The 14647-nt window shown below is 73.3% G+C and carries 13 protein-coding genes; 7 read left to right on the forward strand and 6 right to left on the reverse strand.

The window, feature by feature from the left end; translation table 11 throughout:
- The first annotated feature begins 161 nt into the window (after positions 1–161).
- On the forward strand, positions 162–626 hold the full coding sequence (locus OHS18_RS15640) for a hypothetical protein (RefSeq protein ID WP_328617542.1): 465 nt from the start codon (positions 162–164) through the stop codon (positions 624–626).
- Positions 627–709: 83 nt separating this feature from the next.
- Here OHS18_RS15640 and OHS18_RS15645 read toward each other — a convergent pair whose 3' ends face one another.
- Together OHS18_RS15645 and OHS18_RS15650 are read right to left on the reverse strand one after the other, a co-directional pair.
- Entirely contained in the window at positions 710–1621 is a 912-nt protein-coding gene (locus OHS18_RS15645; RefSeq protein ID WP_328617543.1) for an NADP-dependent oxidoreductase, read from the reverse strand.
- Positions 1622–1639: 18 nt separating this feature from the next.
- The gene (locus OHS18_RS15650) at positions 1640–3151 is read right to left on the reverse strand and encodes an MFS transporter (protein WP_328617544.1); all 1512 of its coding nucleotides are present in this window, start codon (positions 3149–3151) and stop codon (positions 1640–1642) included.
- 144 nt (positions 3152–3295) lie between these two features.
- Here OHS18_RS15650 and OHS18_RS15655 point away from each other — a divergent pair, with 144 nt between their 5' ends.
- Positions 3296–3994 (forward strand): TetR/AcrR family transcriptional regulator, encoded by a 699-nt coding sequence (locus OHS18_RS15655; protein WP_328451935.1) that lies wholly within the window; start codon positions 3296–3298, stop codon positions 3992–3994.
- A gap of 83 nt (positions 3995–4077) precedes the next feature.
- Here the strand turns inward: OHS18_RS15655 and OHS18_RS15660 are convergent, their stop codons facing one another.
- Both OHS18_RS15660 and OHS18_RS15665 read right to left on the reverse strand, forming a co-directional pair.
- Positions 4078–4971, reverse strand: a complete 894-nt coding sequence (locus OHS18_RS15660; RefSeq protein WP_328617545.1) for an alpha/beta hydrolase fold domain-containing protein — start codon at positions 4969–4971, stop codon at positions 4078–4080.
- Between the two features lie 147 nt (positions 4972–5118).
- Positions 5119–5685, reverse strand: coding sequence for a TetR family transcriptional regulator (locus OHS18_RS15665; RefSeq protein WP_328451932.1), 567 nt, complete (start codon positions 5683–5685; stop codon positions 5119–5121).
- Positions 5686–5777: 92 nt separating this feature from the next.
- Here OHS18_RS15665 and OHS18_RS15670 point away from each other — a divergent pair, with 92 nt between their 5' ends.
- Both OHS18_RS15670 and OHS18_RS15675 read left to right on the forward strand, forming a co-directional pair.
- A complete protein-coding gene (locus OHS18_RS15670; RefSeq protein ID WP_328451930.1) occupies positions 5778–6431 on the forward strand; it encodes a HEAT repeat domain-containing protein in 654 nt (217 codons plus the stop codon).
- Positions 6425–7447: a HEAT repeat domain-containing protein gene (locus OHS18_RS15675; RefSeq protein WP_328617546.1), complete on the forward strand. Its 1023-nt coding sequence runs from the start codon at positions 6425–6427 to the stop codon at positions 7445–7447. Before OHS18_RS15670 ends, OHS18_RS15675 begins: the two co-directional genes overlap by 7 nt.
- 6 nt (positions 7448–7453) lie before the next feature.
- Here the strand turns inward: OHS18_RS15675 and OHS18_RS15680 are convergent, their stop codons facing one another.
- Positions 7454–9010, reverse strand: a complete 1557-nt coding sequence (locus OHS18_RS15680; protein ID WP_328617547.1) for a sensor histidine kinase — start codon at positions 9008–9010, stop codon at positions 7454–7456.
- Entirely contained in the window at positions 9007–10161 is a 1155-nt protein-coding gene (locus OHS18_RS15685; RefSeq protein ID WP_328618530.1) for a PP2C family protein-serine/threonine phosphatase, read from the reverse strand. The genes OHS18_RS15680 and OHS18_RS15685 overlap by 4 nt, the downstream gene beginning before the upstream one ends.
- Before the next feature lie 596 nt (positions 10162–10757).
- On the opposite strand from OHS18_RS15685, the gene OHS18_RS15690 reads away from it, so the two are divergent.
- The 3 genes from OHS18_RS15690 (at position 10758) to OHS18_RS15700 (ending at position 14641) form a co-directional block, all read left to right on the forward strand.
- Positions 10758–12803, forward strand: coding sequence for a cellulose binding domain-containing protein (locus OHS18_RS15690; protein ID WP_328617548.1), 2046 nt, complete (start codon positions 10758–10760; stop codon positions 12801–12803).
- A 122-nt stretch (positions 12804–12925) separates the two neighbouring features.
- On the forward strand, positions 12926–13318 hold the full coding sequence (locus OHS18_RS15695; protein WP_328451922.1) for a hypothetical protein: 393 nt from the start codon (positions 12926–12928) through the stop codon (positions 13316–13318).
- Between the two features lie 147 nt (positions 13319–13465).
- On the forward strand, positions 13466–14641 hold the full coding sequence (locus tag OHS18_RS15700) for a sialidase family protein (RefSeq protein ID WP_328617549.1): 1176 nt from the start codon (positions 13466–13468) through the stop codon (positions 14639–14641).
- Positions 14642–14647 lie beyond the last annotated feature (6 nt).

Genomic DNA, 14647 nt, shown 5'->3' on the forward strand with positions numbered 1-14647 from the left:
CCGGAACCGGCGCCCTGCCAAGGAAAACCGCGCCGGGGACCCAGTCCGCACCCTGGCCTGCGAGATGCAGATTTTCGCAAGAAAGCCCGCAACCACCACCCGCCACCATGACGCCGAGGCCGCGCCCGGGCCGGGTGTGGCGAGGCAGAGGGAGGTTCCAGGTGAAGATCAGGACACGGATCGCGACCGCGGTCGCGGTCATCGGGGTCGCGGCGGCCACCGCGCTCGGCGGGGCGGTCACCGCGTCGGCCGAGACCCACCCCGAAGACGCACCGCCCGGATACGCGGGGCCGTTCCCGACCTGCAACGGCACCTTCCTCGAGCGGATCACCCTTCCGCAGACCGCGGGTTACGTCGACGTCTGGTACTCGTCCGCGGGCAGCGGCACGTTCTGCGCGAAGACCTTCGACAACCTCCCGGGCCGCCACCACATCGAAGTGGTCCTCCAGCACGCCGGCTGGACGACCCGCTGGTACGACTCCGACGACAACTACGATTCCTACGCGGGCGGTATCTACGTCTCCGACGCGAACACGTTGTGCGCTCAGGTCTACGGGGAGGTCACCGTGAACGCGGTGCCCCACGCCAGCGGGTGGAACACGATCTGCAAACCGCCGACGCCGTGACCGGTGGGGCGCCGGGATCGCTGATCCCGGCGCTTCGCGGCGTCGGCGCCGGTCTGACGGTCTGACGATCGCCGGTCCGCCGGTCAAGCGATCACCAGCACCAGCCGTCCTCGGACGTGGGCGTTTTCGCTGGCGCGGTGGGCTTCGGCGATCTCGGCGAGCGGGAAGGTCCGGTCGACCGGGAGCCAGAACCGGCCGGCCTCGATCAGGGGGGCGATCTCGGCCAGGGCGTGGAAACCGTGGCCGTCGACGAAGCCGTTGCTGAAGTGCACCCCGTGCTTTTCCGCGCCCGCGAAGTCGGCCAGCGTCACCACGTTCGGCGCGCCGCCGGCGAGGTCGATCAGCTCGGGCAGGACACCGTTCCCGGCTACGTCCAACGCCCGGTCGACGCCGCCGGGAGCGATCGCGCGAATCCGTTCGGCCATGCCTTCGCCGTAGGTCACGGGTTCCGCGCCGAGCAAGCGCAGGTAGTTCTGGTTGGCGGCACTCGCGGCGCCGATCACCCGCGCACCGCGGGCGAGGGCGAGCTGGACGGCCGTGCCGCCGATCCCGCCGGTGGCACCGTTGACGAACAACGTCCGTCCACTCGCGACGGTGAGCTGGTCCAGCGCGCGCGTGGCCGTTTCGAGGGCGATGGGGAGGCCGGCGGCGTCGACGAACCCGAGTGACGGCGGGATGGGCGCGCGGTGGGTCAGCAGGGCCAGCTCGGCCGCGCCGGCGCCGTCGTCGGAGATGCCGAACACCCGGTCGCCGACGGCCACGTCGGTCACGCCCTCACCGAGCTCGTCGACGACACCCGCGACGTCGCGGCCGGTCGTCTGCGGAAGTCCCGCCCCGAACGACAGTTCGCCGCTGCGCAGCTTCGTCTCCGTGGCGTTGACGCCGGCCGCCTGGACGACGATCCGGACCTGGCCGGGGCCCGGGTGCGGGTCGGGGAGATCCACGACCTCGAGGACTTCGGGACCGCCGAACTGCTTGAACTGTGCGGCTTTCATGGTGCTTCTCGCTTTCGGTTAGCGGGCGACGACCGGGGTCGCGTCCTGGGTGACCGGCAAGGGACCGCTGCGGAAGAGAAGCGCGGCCACCACGGCGCCCCCGAGGAACAGCGCCGCCGCGATCCAGAACACGAAGTGGTAGCTGGAAAGCGTCGCGTCGACGATCGTCGACGGCTGTGCCGCTGTCGCCGCGTGGTCGTCGAGGTAGCCCGTGATCGCCGTCGCGCTCAGCGAGCTGAACACGGCCAGCCCGATGGACCCGCCGATCTGCTGGGCGATGTTCACCATCGCGGACGCCACCCCGGACTCGTGCGGCCGCACACCGCTGGTCGCGGCGTTCTGTCCCGGGCCGAAGACCAGCCCCAGGCCGAGGCCGATGACGAGCAGGGACGGCAGCACGCCGCCGGCGTAGGTGGACGACGTCCCGATCCCGGTGAGCAGCGCCATGCCGAGCGCGGCGAGCAGGCAGCCCGCCGGCACGAGCGGGCGCGGCCCGGTGCGCGGCAGCAGCACCGCCCCGGAGACGATCGCGCCCACCATCACCAGGCCGACCATGGGCAGGAACGCCAGCCCGGTCCGGAACGGCGTGAACCCCAGCGTTTCCGCGAGGTAGTAGGTGAGGAACAGGAACACCGCGAAGCCGCCGATCCCCGAGATCCCGATCGACAGGTAGGCCGCGCCGCGGTCGCGGTCCAGCAGCACCGGCAGCGGGAGCAGCGGCTGCCGGACGCGGCGCTCGAGCAGCACGAAGACGACGACGAACACGACGCCGGCGAGCACCGGTCCCACGGTCCGGAAGTCGGTCCAGCCCTTCGCCGCGGCGTTGCCGAGGCCGTAGGCGATGCCGACGACGCCGAGGATCGCGGTGATCGTGCCCGAGACGTCGAGCCGGGTGCGTTCGGGCCGCTCGCCGTCGGTGAGGAAGACCAGCGAGCCGGCGAACGCCACCGCGGCGATGATCAGGTTGACGTACAGGCACCACCGCCACGACAGGTCCTGGGTGAGGACGCCGCCCAGCAGCAGTCCCAGCGCGCCGCCGGCGCCCGAGATCGCGCCGAAGACGCCGAACGCGCGGCCGCGCTCGTTCGCGTCGCCGGCGAAGGTCACCGACACCATCGACAGCGCCGCCGGCGCGAGCATCGCGCCGAACGCGCCCTGCGCGACCCGGGAGATCAGCAGCATCCCGAAGCCGCTCGCGGCCCCGCCGAGCGCCGAGGCGACCGCGAAGCCGGCCAGGCCGATGACGAACAGCCGCTTCCGGCCGAAGAAGTCCGAGAGCCGGCCGCCGAGCAGCAGCAGGCTGCCGAACGCGAGCGCGTACCCGGTGACGACCCACTGCCGGTTGTCGGTGGAGAACCCGAGGTCGTGCTGCGCGGTCGGCAGCGCGATGTTCACGATCGTGGAGTCCAGGACGACCATCAGCTGGGCGAGGCTCAGGACGACAAGCGCGATCCAGCGGTGCGGGACGCGGGCGCCGAGGCCCGCCGCGGGCCGGCCGCGAAGCGTGCCGGGCTCTTCACCAGAGTTCATCTCGACCTTCGATTCGTGAGGGGAGCTGTCGGGGCGGACCGTCGGATCCAGCCGTCAACTTATCATCGGTAGGTTTAACTTATCAATGGTAAGTTAGGCGACCGACGGTAGATCGGGCTGTCGCGGTGCGTAAGGTGGGTGCTCGTGACCAAGGGAGAATCCGCCGCGGCGGACGGCGCCACCAGCGAAGTCCTGTGGCTGCGCGGCGATCGGGAACGTCCGGCACGACGGGCCGCGCCGCTCACCCTGGAGCGGATCGTCACCGAGGCCGTCGCCGAGCTCGACGCCCACGGGGCGGAACGGCTGACGATGCGACGGCTCGCCCAGCGCCTCGACGTGACCTCGACGGCGCTCTACTGGCACGTCTCGACCAAGGAGGACCTGCTCGACCTCGCGGTCGACCACATCCTCGGCGAGGTGCCGCTCCCCGAGCCCGGCCCCGACCCCCGCGCCGCGGTCCGCGCGCTGCTGCTCGGCTGGCGCGCCGCGATGCTCGCGCACCCGTGGTCACCCAGCCTGCTGGGACGTCCTCTGCTGGGCCCGAACGTGCTGGCCCGGACCGAGTTCGTCCAGGCGATGCTGACCCGCGCCGGCCTGACCGGCCGCGATCTGGCGTCGGCCACCCACCTGCTGACCGGCTTCGTCATCGGCACCGCGATGACCGACGCCACCTGGCGGCGGCTGGACGATCCCACGGTCGTCGCCCGGGCCCGGGCGCACATCACCGGCCTGAGCGAGCTGTACCCGACGCTCAGCACGTCCGGCTTCGTCGATCAGGAGTGGTCCGACGACGACCTCTTCGGCCACAGCCTCGAACGGATCCTCGACACGCTGACCCCCTGAAGCCGGCGAGCGCCGGTGGATCAGCTCCCGCCTGTGGCCGTCCGAGGTCCGGCCGGTGCCGGTGGTGCTCTGAGGGCCGCGGCTCAGGCCGTCACCGCGCGCTCGACGTGCAGGGCGAGGAACGCGTACACCCGCCGGACGAGTTCGGGTTCCCCGCGCATGAGGTCGTAGCCGTGGTCGACGCCTGCGATGTCGTAGTGCTCCACCAACGCGCCGGCCTCCGCGAGCTTGCCCGCGTAGGCGACGGCCTCGGCGCGCAGCCGGTCGTGCTCGCAGGTGATCACCAGCGCGGGCGCGATGCCCGCCAGGCCGTCACCGTTGCTCCCCCACGCCGGCGACGCCAGCGGGTCCGCGCGGCGGGCGGCGTCGGGGATGTAGGCGGTGTCGAAGACCTCCCCCATCCACGGCCGGATCACCGCGCCCCGCGCCGCCGGTTTGGCCGCGGCCGGGGTCACGAGGTCCAGCGGTGGGTAGTGCAGCACCTGCAACGCGATCGCCGGCCCGCCGTCGCGCAGCGCGAGCCGGGACGCCGCGGCCGCGAGCGAACCGCCCGCGCTCTGCCCGCCGACGCACAGCCGCGCGCCGGCCCACTCGCGCTCGGGCGCGGCCGCCCACGTCAGCGCGTCGTGCACCTGTTCGCACGGCACCGGAAACCGCCGCGCCGGCGCGAGCGCGTAGTCGAGGTTGACCACGAACACCCCGGCGTGCTCGGCGAGGTACCGGCACAGCGGGTCGTCCCCGATCGGGGCGCCCACCACGAACCCGCCGCCGTGGGCGTTGACGTAGACGCCCCGGGCGTCTCCCGGCGGGCGGTAGAGGGTGGCGGGCATCGGGCCGTGCCGGGTCGGCACCGAGATTTCGCCGGTGTGGCCGGGGATTTCGGGGAACAGCGGACGCGGTGTGATCGCGCGGGCGGCGACCGCGCCCATCAGGCGGGCCACCCGGTCGGCGACGAACGGCTTCGACAGGATCGACATGGACGACCTCACTTCACGCGGACTTGGTGGAACTCCAGCGAAACCCACTCCCCTCACGACAGTCCGTTCGGCGGGCCCGCCGACCGGGCGGCTCGGCGATCAGCACCGTCGGCTTCGCCACCGAGTCCAGCGTGAGCCCGGGATGGGTCATGCGTCCTCCTCCGGAAGTCCGCCGAGGGTGTGCCGGAGGCGGACGAAGCGGTCGGCGAGGTCTTCGGGATCGAGGGTCTCGTCGTCGCCGAGCAGCCAGGCGTTGATCACCGCGCCGGCGCCGCCGGTGAGGAACACCGCGAGGTCGTCGACCGTCCCGGCCGGCAGCCGCTCGCCGAAGAGCCGCCGGACCGCCTCGCGGTTGACCGGCGCGAGCAGCTCACTCAACGCGGTGGTCAGCGCGAACGCGCACGGCCCCGTGAGCAGCGCCCGGTAGAACGCGCGGTGCGCGGCGAAGTGCCGGGCCGTGGCGAGCACCGCGGCGCGCCCGGACTCCCGGACGGGCAGCAGCTCCCGCCGGGCGAGGTCGAGCGCGGCGGCGACCAGCAGCGCGTCCCGGTCGGCGAAGTGCAGGTAGACGAGCTGCCGGCTGACCCCGGCGGCTTCGGCGAGTTCGGTGACGGGGACGTTCGCGCTGCCGCGCTCGGACACCAGCCGCACGGCCGCCGCGGACAGCGCCGCCCGCGACCGCACGGCGCGCGGGTCACGGCTGTCGATGCTCACCCCGCACTTTATAGACACCCGTCAAAGAACTGGCAAGTGCCTTGACCTTGACACCGTGCCAAGGTCTTCACTGGGCGCAGGAGGTGATCACCATGAATTCGACCCCGCTCGGCGCGCTGAGCACCGGAAACTCGTCGATGCGGCTTCAGGCGGCCCTGGCGGCCGGCACGCGTGCCGACCCCGGGTCCGCCGACGCGCTCGTGGCGCGGTCCGCGATCGAGCCGGACTTCTTCGTGCGCGACATGCTCACCTGGGCCTTGACCCGCCTCCCGGCGGAAGTCACCGTGCCCCGGCTCCTCGGGGAACTCCGCTCCGAGCGCGCCCAGGCCCGGAGCCAGGCGCTGCACACGCTGTCCAAGATCGGCGACGGGACGACGTGGCCCGCGATCACGCCGTCGTTGCTGCGCGACGCCGACGACGAGGTGGCGCGAAGCGCGTGGCGGGCCGCCGTCGTCCTCGTGCCCGGCGCGGAACGGGACGCGCTGGCCGCGGAGCTGGCGGCCCAGCTCGGCCGGGGCGACCGGGCCGTCCGGCTGAGCCTCAGCCGGGCGCTCGTCGCGCTCGGGGACGTGATCGAGCCGGCCCTGCGGACGGGGCTGGCGAGCGCCGATCCGGCGGTGCGGGCGCACGCCCGGGCCACGGAACGGCTGCTGCGCGACCCGGACGCCGCGTTCGACCCGGGCGTCGACGAGGCGAAGCGGATCGTCGCGCTCGGCCCGGAACACTCCGGCGGGACGTCGTGCTGATCGGCGAGGTGGCGCGCCGCTCGGGGGTGAGCACCCGGATGCTCCGGCACTACGACTCCCTCGGGCTGGTGCGCCCGACCGGCCGCACGGTCGGCGGTTACCGCGAATACTCCACTCAGGACATCCGCCGGATCTTCCACGTCGAAAGCCTGCGGTCCCTGGGGTTGTCGCTGCGGCAGATCGGTCGCGCGCTGGAGGATCCCGGCTTCGCACCGTCCACTTTGGTCGGCGACCTCATCCGGCAGACCGAAGACCGGCTGACGCGGGAACAGGAGCTGCTGGACCGGTTGCGCGCGGTCGACGCCTCGGCGCCCGGCGGCTGGCAGGGCGTCCTGCGCATCATCGAGCTCCTGCGCGGGCTCGGCTCGGCCAGTCCCGCGCACCGGCAGCAGGCTGTCCTGGCCCCGGCCGAGGACGTGCCCCTGCCTCTCGACCTGCTGGCCGGGGCGGTGCTCGCCGAGGCCGACCCGAACGTCGCGGGCGCCCTGCGGTGGGCTCTCGCGCGGGCGGGCGGTGACGGCGTGGCCAGCGTGGCGTCCGGCCTGGCGTCGGCGGACGTCGACGTCCGGCGGCGCGCGGTCCTGGCGATCGCCGGGTTCTCCGGCGCCGAGGCGACCGCGCTGCTCACCGGCGCGCTCGGGGACCCGGACCCGGCGGTGCGCCGGAACGCCGCGCTGGCGTCGGGCAAGCGCGGCGAGACCGCGGCCGTGCCGACGCTCGTGCGCATGGTGGTCGAGGGCACGAACGACGTCGAGGCGGCCGAGCTCCTCGGCACGTTGTCCCGGGACGCCGGATGCGCGGAGCGGGTGATGAGCGCGCTGACCGGCGAGCTCACCGCCCCGGCCGCGGACGCCGCGGTGCGGATCCGCCTGACCCAGGCCCTCGCCGAGATGCCGCCACCCCTCGCCCGGGACGCCCTGCGGCGGCTGGCCGGGGACGCCGACCGGGACGTCGCCCTCATCGCCGCCGCTCTGGCGGGCATGCTCGAAGAGCGGTCCCACCCGCCGATCCCGTAGGTCCGGTCAGGCCGCGGCCTGAGCTTCCTCCGCGGCACCGGGGAGTTCCTGCGCCGGGAGCGCGGGGAGCGTGAAGCGGAAGCACGTCCCTTCGGTGACTTCGGTGTCCAGCCAGACGCGGCCGCCGTGGTGCTCGACGATCTTGCGGCACATCGCCAGCCCGATCCCGGTGCCCGGGTAGTCGCCGCGGCCGTGCAGCCGCTGGAAGATCACGAAGATCCGCTCGGCGTACTGCGCTTCGATCCCGATCCCGTTGTCCGTCACGGAAAACACCCAGTCCGCGCCGTCCCGTTCGGCGCCGACGGTGATCTCGGGCGCCCGCTCGCCGCGGAACTTGACGGCGTTGCCGATCAGGTTCTGGAACACCGCCGTCAGCAACGACCGCTCACCCAGCACCGGCGGCAGGCTGTCGGCGACGATCACCCGCGCGCCGGCGCCGTCGAGCACGCTCTCCAGGTTCGCCGTGGCGGCGGCCACGAGCGCCGCGGTCTCGACCTCGGCCGGCTCCCCGCCGCGGCGGCCGACGCGGGAGAACGCCAGCAGGTCGTTGATCAGCACCTGCATCCGCTTGGCCCCGTCGACGGCGAACCCGATGTTCTGCTCGCCGCGCTCGTCGAGCTTGTCCTGGTAGCGCTTTTCCAGCAGCTGGCAGAAACTCGTCACCTTCCGCAGCGGCTCCTGGAGGTCGTGCGACGCGACGTAGGCGAACTGCTCCAGATCGGAGTTCGACCGCTCCAGGGCGTGCGTCCGCGTCTCCAGCTGCGCGTGGGCCACCTCGAGCCCGGCCACTTCGGCCAGGATGCGCCGGCGCATCGTGTCGACGTCGGCGCCGAGCTGGCGCACTTCCCGCGGCCCGGTCGCCACCACCGGCCGGTGCAGGTCCCGCGCGGCGACGTCGCGCACCGCGGCGGCCAGCTCCCGGATCGGCCCGACCACCGCCCGGCGCAGCCCCGCGAACAGCAGGACGAACGCCGCCGCGATCACCACCGCGATGGCGACGAGGATCCAGGTCAGCAGCTTCGTCGCGGCCGCCAGGTCGGTCCGGGCGGCCACCCGGGCGGCCTCGAGGTGCGCATCCTGCCCGGTCAGCCGGACGCGCAGCGCGTCGAACAGCTTCTTGACCTGCTCCACCTGCGCCGCCGTCGGCGCCGGGCCACCCGGGGCCGACTGGGCGAGCGCCGCACCACGCCACGTCCCGGCGCCGGCCAAGACGGCGTCGAGGTCACGGCCCTCCGCGGTGTCCGGAGTCGCACCCAGCCGGCGCAGCTCCGCCACCGCCCGGTCCTGGTCGGCGAGCCCGGCCCGGTACGGCTCGAGGAACTCCTGCTGCCGGGTCAGCAGGTAACCGCGGATCCCGGTCTCCTGGTCGACCAGCGCGCTCGAGAGGGCCTTGGCCTGCAGCAGCTGCGGCCCCACCTCGTCGAGCAGCCGGGACCGGGCGTCGTCGAGGCGGCTCAGCGCGAGCGCCCCGCCCGCGAGGGCCACGCAGAGCAGGACGGCCTCGACGAACGCCAGCAACCCGGCCCAGCGCCGCAGCGGCCACGCCGGACGCGCGTCCGTCATCGGGCTTCCCCGGCGAGCCGCTGGGTGAGCAGGACCAGCGCGACGTCGTCGTCCAGCGGGCCGTCGTTGAGCCGCTGGACGCGGCCGATCAGGGCGTCCAGCGCCGCGCCGCGGTCACCCGGCCCGGTGAGGAGCTCGTCCGCCAGCGCGGCCATCCGCGTCCGGCCGAGGCGATCGGCCGCGCCGGCCCGGCCTTCGAAGATGCCGTCGGTGTAGAGCAGCAGGGACCAGCCCGGGTCCAGCGCGACCTCCGTCTGCCGCCGCGGCCGCAGCAGCGGGATGCCCAGCGGCGGCCCCAGCGCGTCGGAGGGCAGGAACTCCGCCGGCCCGCCGCCGCGGAACAGCACCGGCGGCGGGTGCCCGGCCAGCACCATCCGCGCGGACGCCCGGTCCGGTGCGACCGTGACCATGCACGCCGTGGCGAACAGCGGCTCGATCCGCTCGTTCACCAGGACCCGGTCGACCGTGGACAGCACCTCGGCGGCCGGCAGCCCGGCGAGCACCAGGGCCCGCCAGGCGATCCGCAGCGCCACCCCCAGCGCGGCTTCGTCCGGGCCGTGCCCGCAGACGTCCCCGATGATCACCTCGACGGTGCCGTCGGCCAGCTCGACGGTGTCGTAGAAGTCGCCGCCCAGCAACGCGCCGTCCCGGCCCGGGCGGTAGCGGACCGCCAGGCCCAGGTCCTCGTCGGCGAGCAGCGGGGTGGGCAGCAGACCGCGTTCGAGACGCGCGTTCTCCCCCGCGAACAGCTGCTGCTCCATGAGCCGCTGTTCGGCGTCCTCGGCCCTTCGCCGTTCCCAGGCGTACCGCATGGCGCGCACCAGCAGCGGCCCGTCGACCTGGTCCTTGCCGAGGTAGTCCTGGGCGCCGGCGGCGACCGCGGCCACGCCGGTGGCGGTGTCGTTCTGCCCGGTCAGGACCACGATCGCGCTGCTCGGGCTGCGCTGGCGCAACGTCTTGAGGGCGGTCAGGCCGGACGCGTCGGGCAGCTGCAGATCGAGCAGCACGCAGTCGACGCTCGCGACGTGCGGCAGGGCGGCCGCCAGCGTCGCCACCCGCAGCAGCGTGATCCGCTCGGCCTCCGCGGGGAGGTCGGCGAGCATCTCCTCGACCAGCAGCGCGTCCCCGTCGTCGTCCTCCACCAGCAGCACCGAAAGCCGGTTGACCGCGGGCGGCGGGGAAAGCGGTGGTCCGGCGACGCGGGTGGAGCCGACCGAAGGAGCGGTCACGACATCGAGCCTCTCTCGCATGAGGCCTCACCGAGCCGCCCGCACACAGGCCACCGGATCAGGCGTAACGGCGCCCGCACAGGAAGGGTCACCGGCGGCTGTGTTCTCAACCGCGCGCACTGTATCCCGCGGTGCTCGAGGGAAGCCAGACCGGTGGCGCACAACGGGATCCGGGTAACGATTCCCTACCGGGACGGGCACGCCCGATGCGGTGAACGACCCCCGCCGAGGCTCGTCACGCCGCGGTTCGCGGGGTGTCCGGCCCCACACGAAGCCGTGGCGATGCTGGTCGGAGGACACGGAAGGCCGTCGCGGTCCGCTCCAGGTTCGCCGTGGGTCAGGCACTCGCCGCGGGTCCGCTCGGCGCGCGCCCGGTCCGCGCGCGGCGCGCGGACGAGCGGCGACGGGCAGCCGCTGAACCGGCGTTGACTTCCGGCACCTCCGGTGGTTTTCTCACTGGGAGCGCTCTCAGCCATCTTGCATTCTGTTCGATCCGGACGAGTGAGGGATGGAACTTCATGACAGCTCGACCACTTCGCCGCGCCCTTCCGGCCGCGGTCGTCCTGCTCGCCGCGGGCCTGGCGGGAGTCACGCAAGCCGCCGCGGCCGAGCCGGACGTCTCCGTCACCGTGAACGCGCGGGCCGGCCTGGCCACCGTGGCGGACACCGCGCTCGGGGCCAACCACGCGGTCTGGGACAGCCAGCTCGGCACCGACGCCGTGGCCGATCTGCTCGGCGGCGCCGGCGTGCGCATGCTGCGCTACCCCGGCGGTTCCTACGGCGACATCTACCACTGGAAGGACAACACCGCGCCCGGCGGTTACGTCGCGCCCGGCACCGACTTCGACACCTTCATGGGCGGCGCGCGGCGCACCGGGGCCCAGCCGATCATCATCGCCAACTACGGGACCGGCACCCCGCAGGAAGCCGCGGACTGGGTCCGCTACGCCAACGTGACGAAGGGCTACGGCGCCCGGTACTGGGAAATCGGCAACGAGCTCTACGGCAACGGCCACTACGGCGCGAACTGGGAAGCCGACGACCACGCCGACAAGAGCCCGGCGGCGTACGCCCACGGCGTCGTCGCCTACGCCGAGGCCATGAAGGCCGTCGACCCGTCGGTCAAGATCGGCGCGGTGCTCACCACTCCGGCGAACTGGCCGGACGGCATCGTCGGTGAGGGCGACACCGCGGACTGGAATCAGACCGTGTTGTCGATCGCGGGTCCGCATGTCGACTTCGTCGTGCTGCACTGGTATCCGGGCGGCGCCACGGCGGCGGAAGCGCTCGCCAAACCCGAGCAGGTGGACGACATGATGTACGTCGTCCGGCGCGAGATCACGCAGTTCGCGGGCGCGGACTCCGCGCGGATCGGCGTCGCGCTCACCGAGACCAACACCCCGGTCGGGATGGACACCCAGCCGGGCGCGCTGTTCGCCGCCGACACGTACAGCACGATGCTGGAGAACGGCGTGTTCACCGTCGACTGGTGGGACACGCACAACGGCGCGACCCAGGTGTCCACAGTGGAGGGAGAGACCGACTACGGGGACATGGGCCTGCTCTCCAGCGCGACGTGCCTGGGCGACGGCGTCTGCGAGCCGCCGCTGAACACGCCGTTCGCGCCCTACCACGGCCTCGAGATGCTGGGGCTCTTCGCCCGCCCCGGCGATCAGCTGGTGCGCGCCGGGACGAGCGATCCGCTGGTCACCGCCCACGCCGCCCGCCGGCCCGACGGTGACCTTTCGGTGCTGCTGATCAACAAGGAACCCGGGCGCGCCCGCACGGTCGCCCTCGACTACGCCGGTTACGCCCCGGCGGCCACGGCGTCGAAGGTGTTCACGTTCACCCACGGCGCGACGTCGATCGCCGAAAGCGCCGGCGGCAGCAGCGCCGGCCGGACGTTGCCGCCGTATTCGCTGACCACCCTGGTCCTGCACCCGGCGACCGCGACGGCCGCCGCCCCGGCCACCCCCGGCCCGGTGGTGGCCGGCCAGGTCACCGACCGGTCGGCGACGCTCACCTGGCCAGCCGCCGCGCCCGGTGGCCACCCGGTCGCGAAGTACGAGGTCTACCGGAGCACCGGCACCACCAGCGAAGAGTGGGGCGAGACGCCGGGAACGTCGTTCACCGCCGGAAACCTCGTCCCGGGCAGCCGGTACACGGTCAACGTGCTGGCGCGGGACGCGGCCGGCGCCGTCTCCTGGGCTTCGCCGCCGCTGACGTTCACCACCGGCGCGCCCGCCCGGAGTACCTGCGCGGCCACGATGTCCGACGTCCAGGACTGGTCGAGCGGCTTCGTCGGCGGCGTCCACCTCACCAACACGGGCACGAAGCCGATACCCAACTGGACGCTGACGTTCACCTGGCCGACAGCGCGGCAGCACCTCACCGGCGGCTGGAACGGCACCTGGACCCAGAGCGGGACCACCGTGACGGTCACGTCGGCCACGGCGCTGGCCCCGGGTGAGAGCGCGGACCCCGGCTTCACGGCCGACTACGGCGGCCCGAACATCCTGCCGACGGCGTTCACCCTGAACGGAACCCTCTGCAGCGGGTCATGACGACCGCGAGCCCCTAGCACACGCCGGCGTGTCTCCGCTCCGGCAAATGCACGGTGGCCGTCCACGCCGGTTTCCGGCACCGTGGGTGGTTCCGGATCGCTGGAGCCGAGCGGAGGCTCGCCGTGCCTCGTCGTCGTGTGCCCGAACCCGCCACCGGCGGGACAGCCGGGCGGGTGTTCCTGCCCGTGATGCTGGTGCTCTTCGGGCTGGGCACGGCCGTGGTGCTGATCGCCCAAAGCACCGTCCTCGCGGACGAGCTCGGTCACGGTGGCGAGACGTCGCCGTGGCCGGTGCTCGCGCTGCTCGCCTCCGCCGTCCAGCTGGCCGGCGTGCTCGCCGTCGGCTTCCGGCGGCGCTGGGGCGCGAAGGTCTTCGCCGTGGCGTTCCTCGCCGGCGCGCTGCTGGACCTCGGGCACGTGACCGGCGCGAGCGCGCTGCTGATCATCGGGAAGATCGTCGTGGCCGGGCTGCTCGCCGCCGCCATCCTCGTCCGCTGGGACGACCTGGCCGCCTGACCGGCCTCCCCCGCACCCGGACGCGTCCCGCTCCTGCGCGCCACATGGTCCTTGACGAACCGCGCGCCCGCTCCCTATCTTGTCGGACATAGGACGTCGGACATCCCATGTCCTGCCACCCATCCCCTCGGCGAGGAGGCGGAACCGGTGTCATCGAAACGCGGGTTCGGCACGATCCTGCTGGCCGCGGCCCTGCTCGGGCTGCCCGTCGTCCCGGCGGCTTCGGCCGCCTCCGGGTGCACGTCCTCGGTGCCGTTCACCTCCGGTACCGAGGGTTACGACACCTTCCGCATCCCCGCGGTGATCCGTGCCGCGAACGGGTCACTGGTGGCGTTCGCCGAAGGCCGGCGCGACTCGGCCGGCGACTCGGGCGCCATCCGGACGGTGTCTCGCTCTTCGCGCGACGGCGGCTGCACGTGGGGCCCGCTCTCGGTGGTGACCACCAACGGCGACGCCACCGCGGGCAACCCGACGCCGGTGCTGGCCCGCACCGGCGACCTGGTGCTCCTGACCGTCCACAACGGACTCGTGTCGGAGAAGCAGATCATGTCCGGCCAGGCGTCCGACCGGGACACCCGCCGCGTGTTCGTCCAGCGCAGCACCGACAACGGCCGCACCTGGAGCGCCGCGCGCGACATCACCGCGGACGCGAAGCCGCCCGGCTGGCGCTGGTACGCCACCGGTCCCGGGCACGCCACGCTGCTGCGGCACGGCCCGCACGCGGGCCGGATCGTCGTGCCCGCCAACCACTCCGGCTCCCCGCCCGCCGGTTCCGCCGACGCCGGCACCGAGGCGAAGTACTACGGCGGCCACGACCTCTACAGCGACGACGACGGCCGAACCTGGCAGATCGGCTTCACCGACGACCGCACCGACGGCGTGATCGCCGCGAACGAGACGTCGATGACCGAGCTGCCCGACGGCACGCTCTACTTCTCCGGCCGCAACCAGGGTTCCGCGGCCGAGCACCGCGTCGACGGCTACAGCGTGGACGGCGGGAAGACGCTCGTGCGGCCGTACCGGGTGCAGCCGTCGCTGTCCGGCACGAAGGTCGAGGGCAGTGTGCTGCAGACGACGATCCCGTGGCTGCTGCTGTATTCCGGCCCGTCCGACCCCGCCACGCGCGCGGTGATGCAGCTGCGGCTGAGCACCGACCGCGGGCGCACCTGGACGCCGGGCCGGACGCTGACCAGCGGGCCCGCGGCGTACTCCGACCTCGTGCAGGCCGACCCGCTCACCGCCGGGCTGCTGTACGAGACGGGCGCCGCCGGACCGTACGAAAACATCGTGTTCCATCGGATCCCGCTCGGGCAGGTGCGCTGAGCGGCC

It is taken from the genome of Amycolatopsis sp. NBC_00355 (assembly GCF_036104975.1).
Classification (GTDB): domain Bacteria; phylum Actinomycetota; class Actinomycetes; order Mycobacteriales; family Pseudonocardiaceae; genus Amycolatopsis.

What these genes read in the sequence shown, in the direction of transcription:
- OHS18_RS15645 (WP_328617543.1), bottom strand. Translation starts at nt 1,621, where the DNA reads ATGAAAGCCGCACAGTTCAAGCAGTTCGGCGGTCCCGAAGTCCTCGAG.
- OHS18_RS15650 (WP_328617544.1), bottom strand. Translation starts at nt 3,151, where the DNA reads ATGAACTCTGGTGAAGAGCCCGGCACGCTTCGCGGCCGGCCCGCGGCG.
- OHS18_RS15660 (WP_328617545.1), bottom strand. Translation starts at nt 4,971, where the DNA reads ATGTCGATCCTGTCGAAGCCGTTCGTCGCCGACCGGGTGGCCCGCCTG.
- OHS18_RS15670 (WP_328451930.1), top strand. Translation starts at nt 5,778, where the DNA reads ATGAATTCGACCCCGCTCGGCGCGCTGAGCACCGGAAACTCGTCGATG.
- OHS18_RS15680 (WP_328617547.1), bottom strand. Translation starts at nt 9,010, where the DNA reads ATGACGGACGCGCGTCCGGCGTGGCCGCTGCGGCGCTGGGCCGGGTTG.
- OHS18_RS15690 (WP_328617548.1), top strand. Translation starts at nt 10,758, where the DNA reads ATGACAGCTCGACCACTTCGCCGCGCCCTTCCGGCCGCGGTCGTCCTG.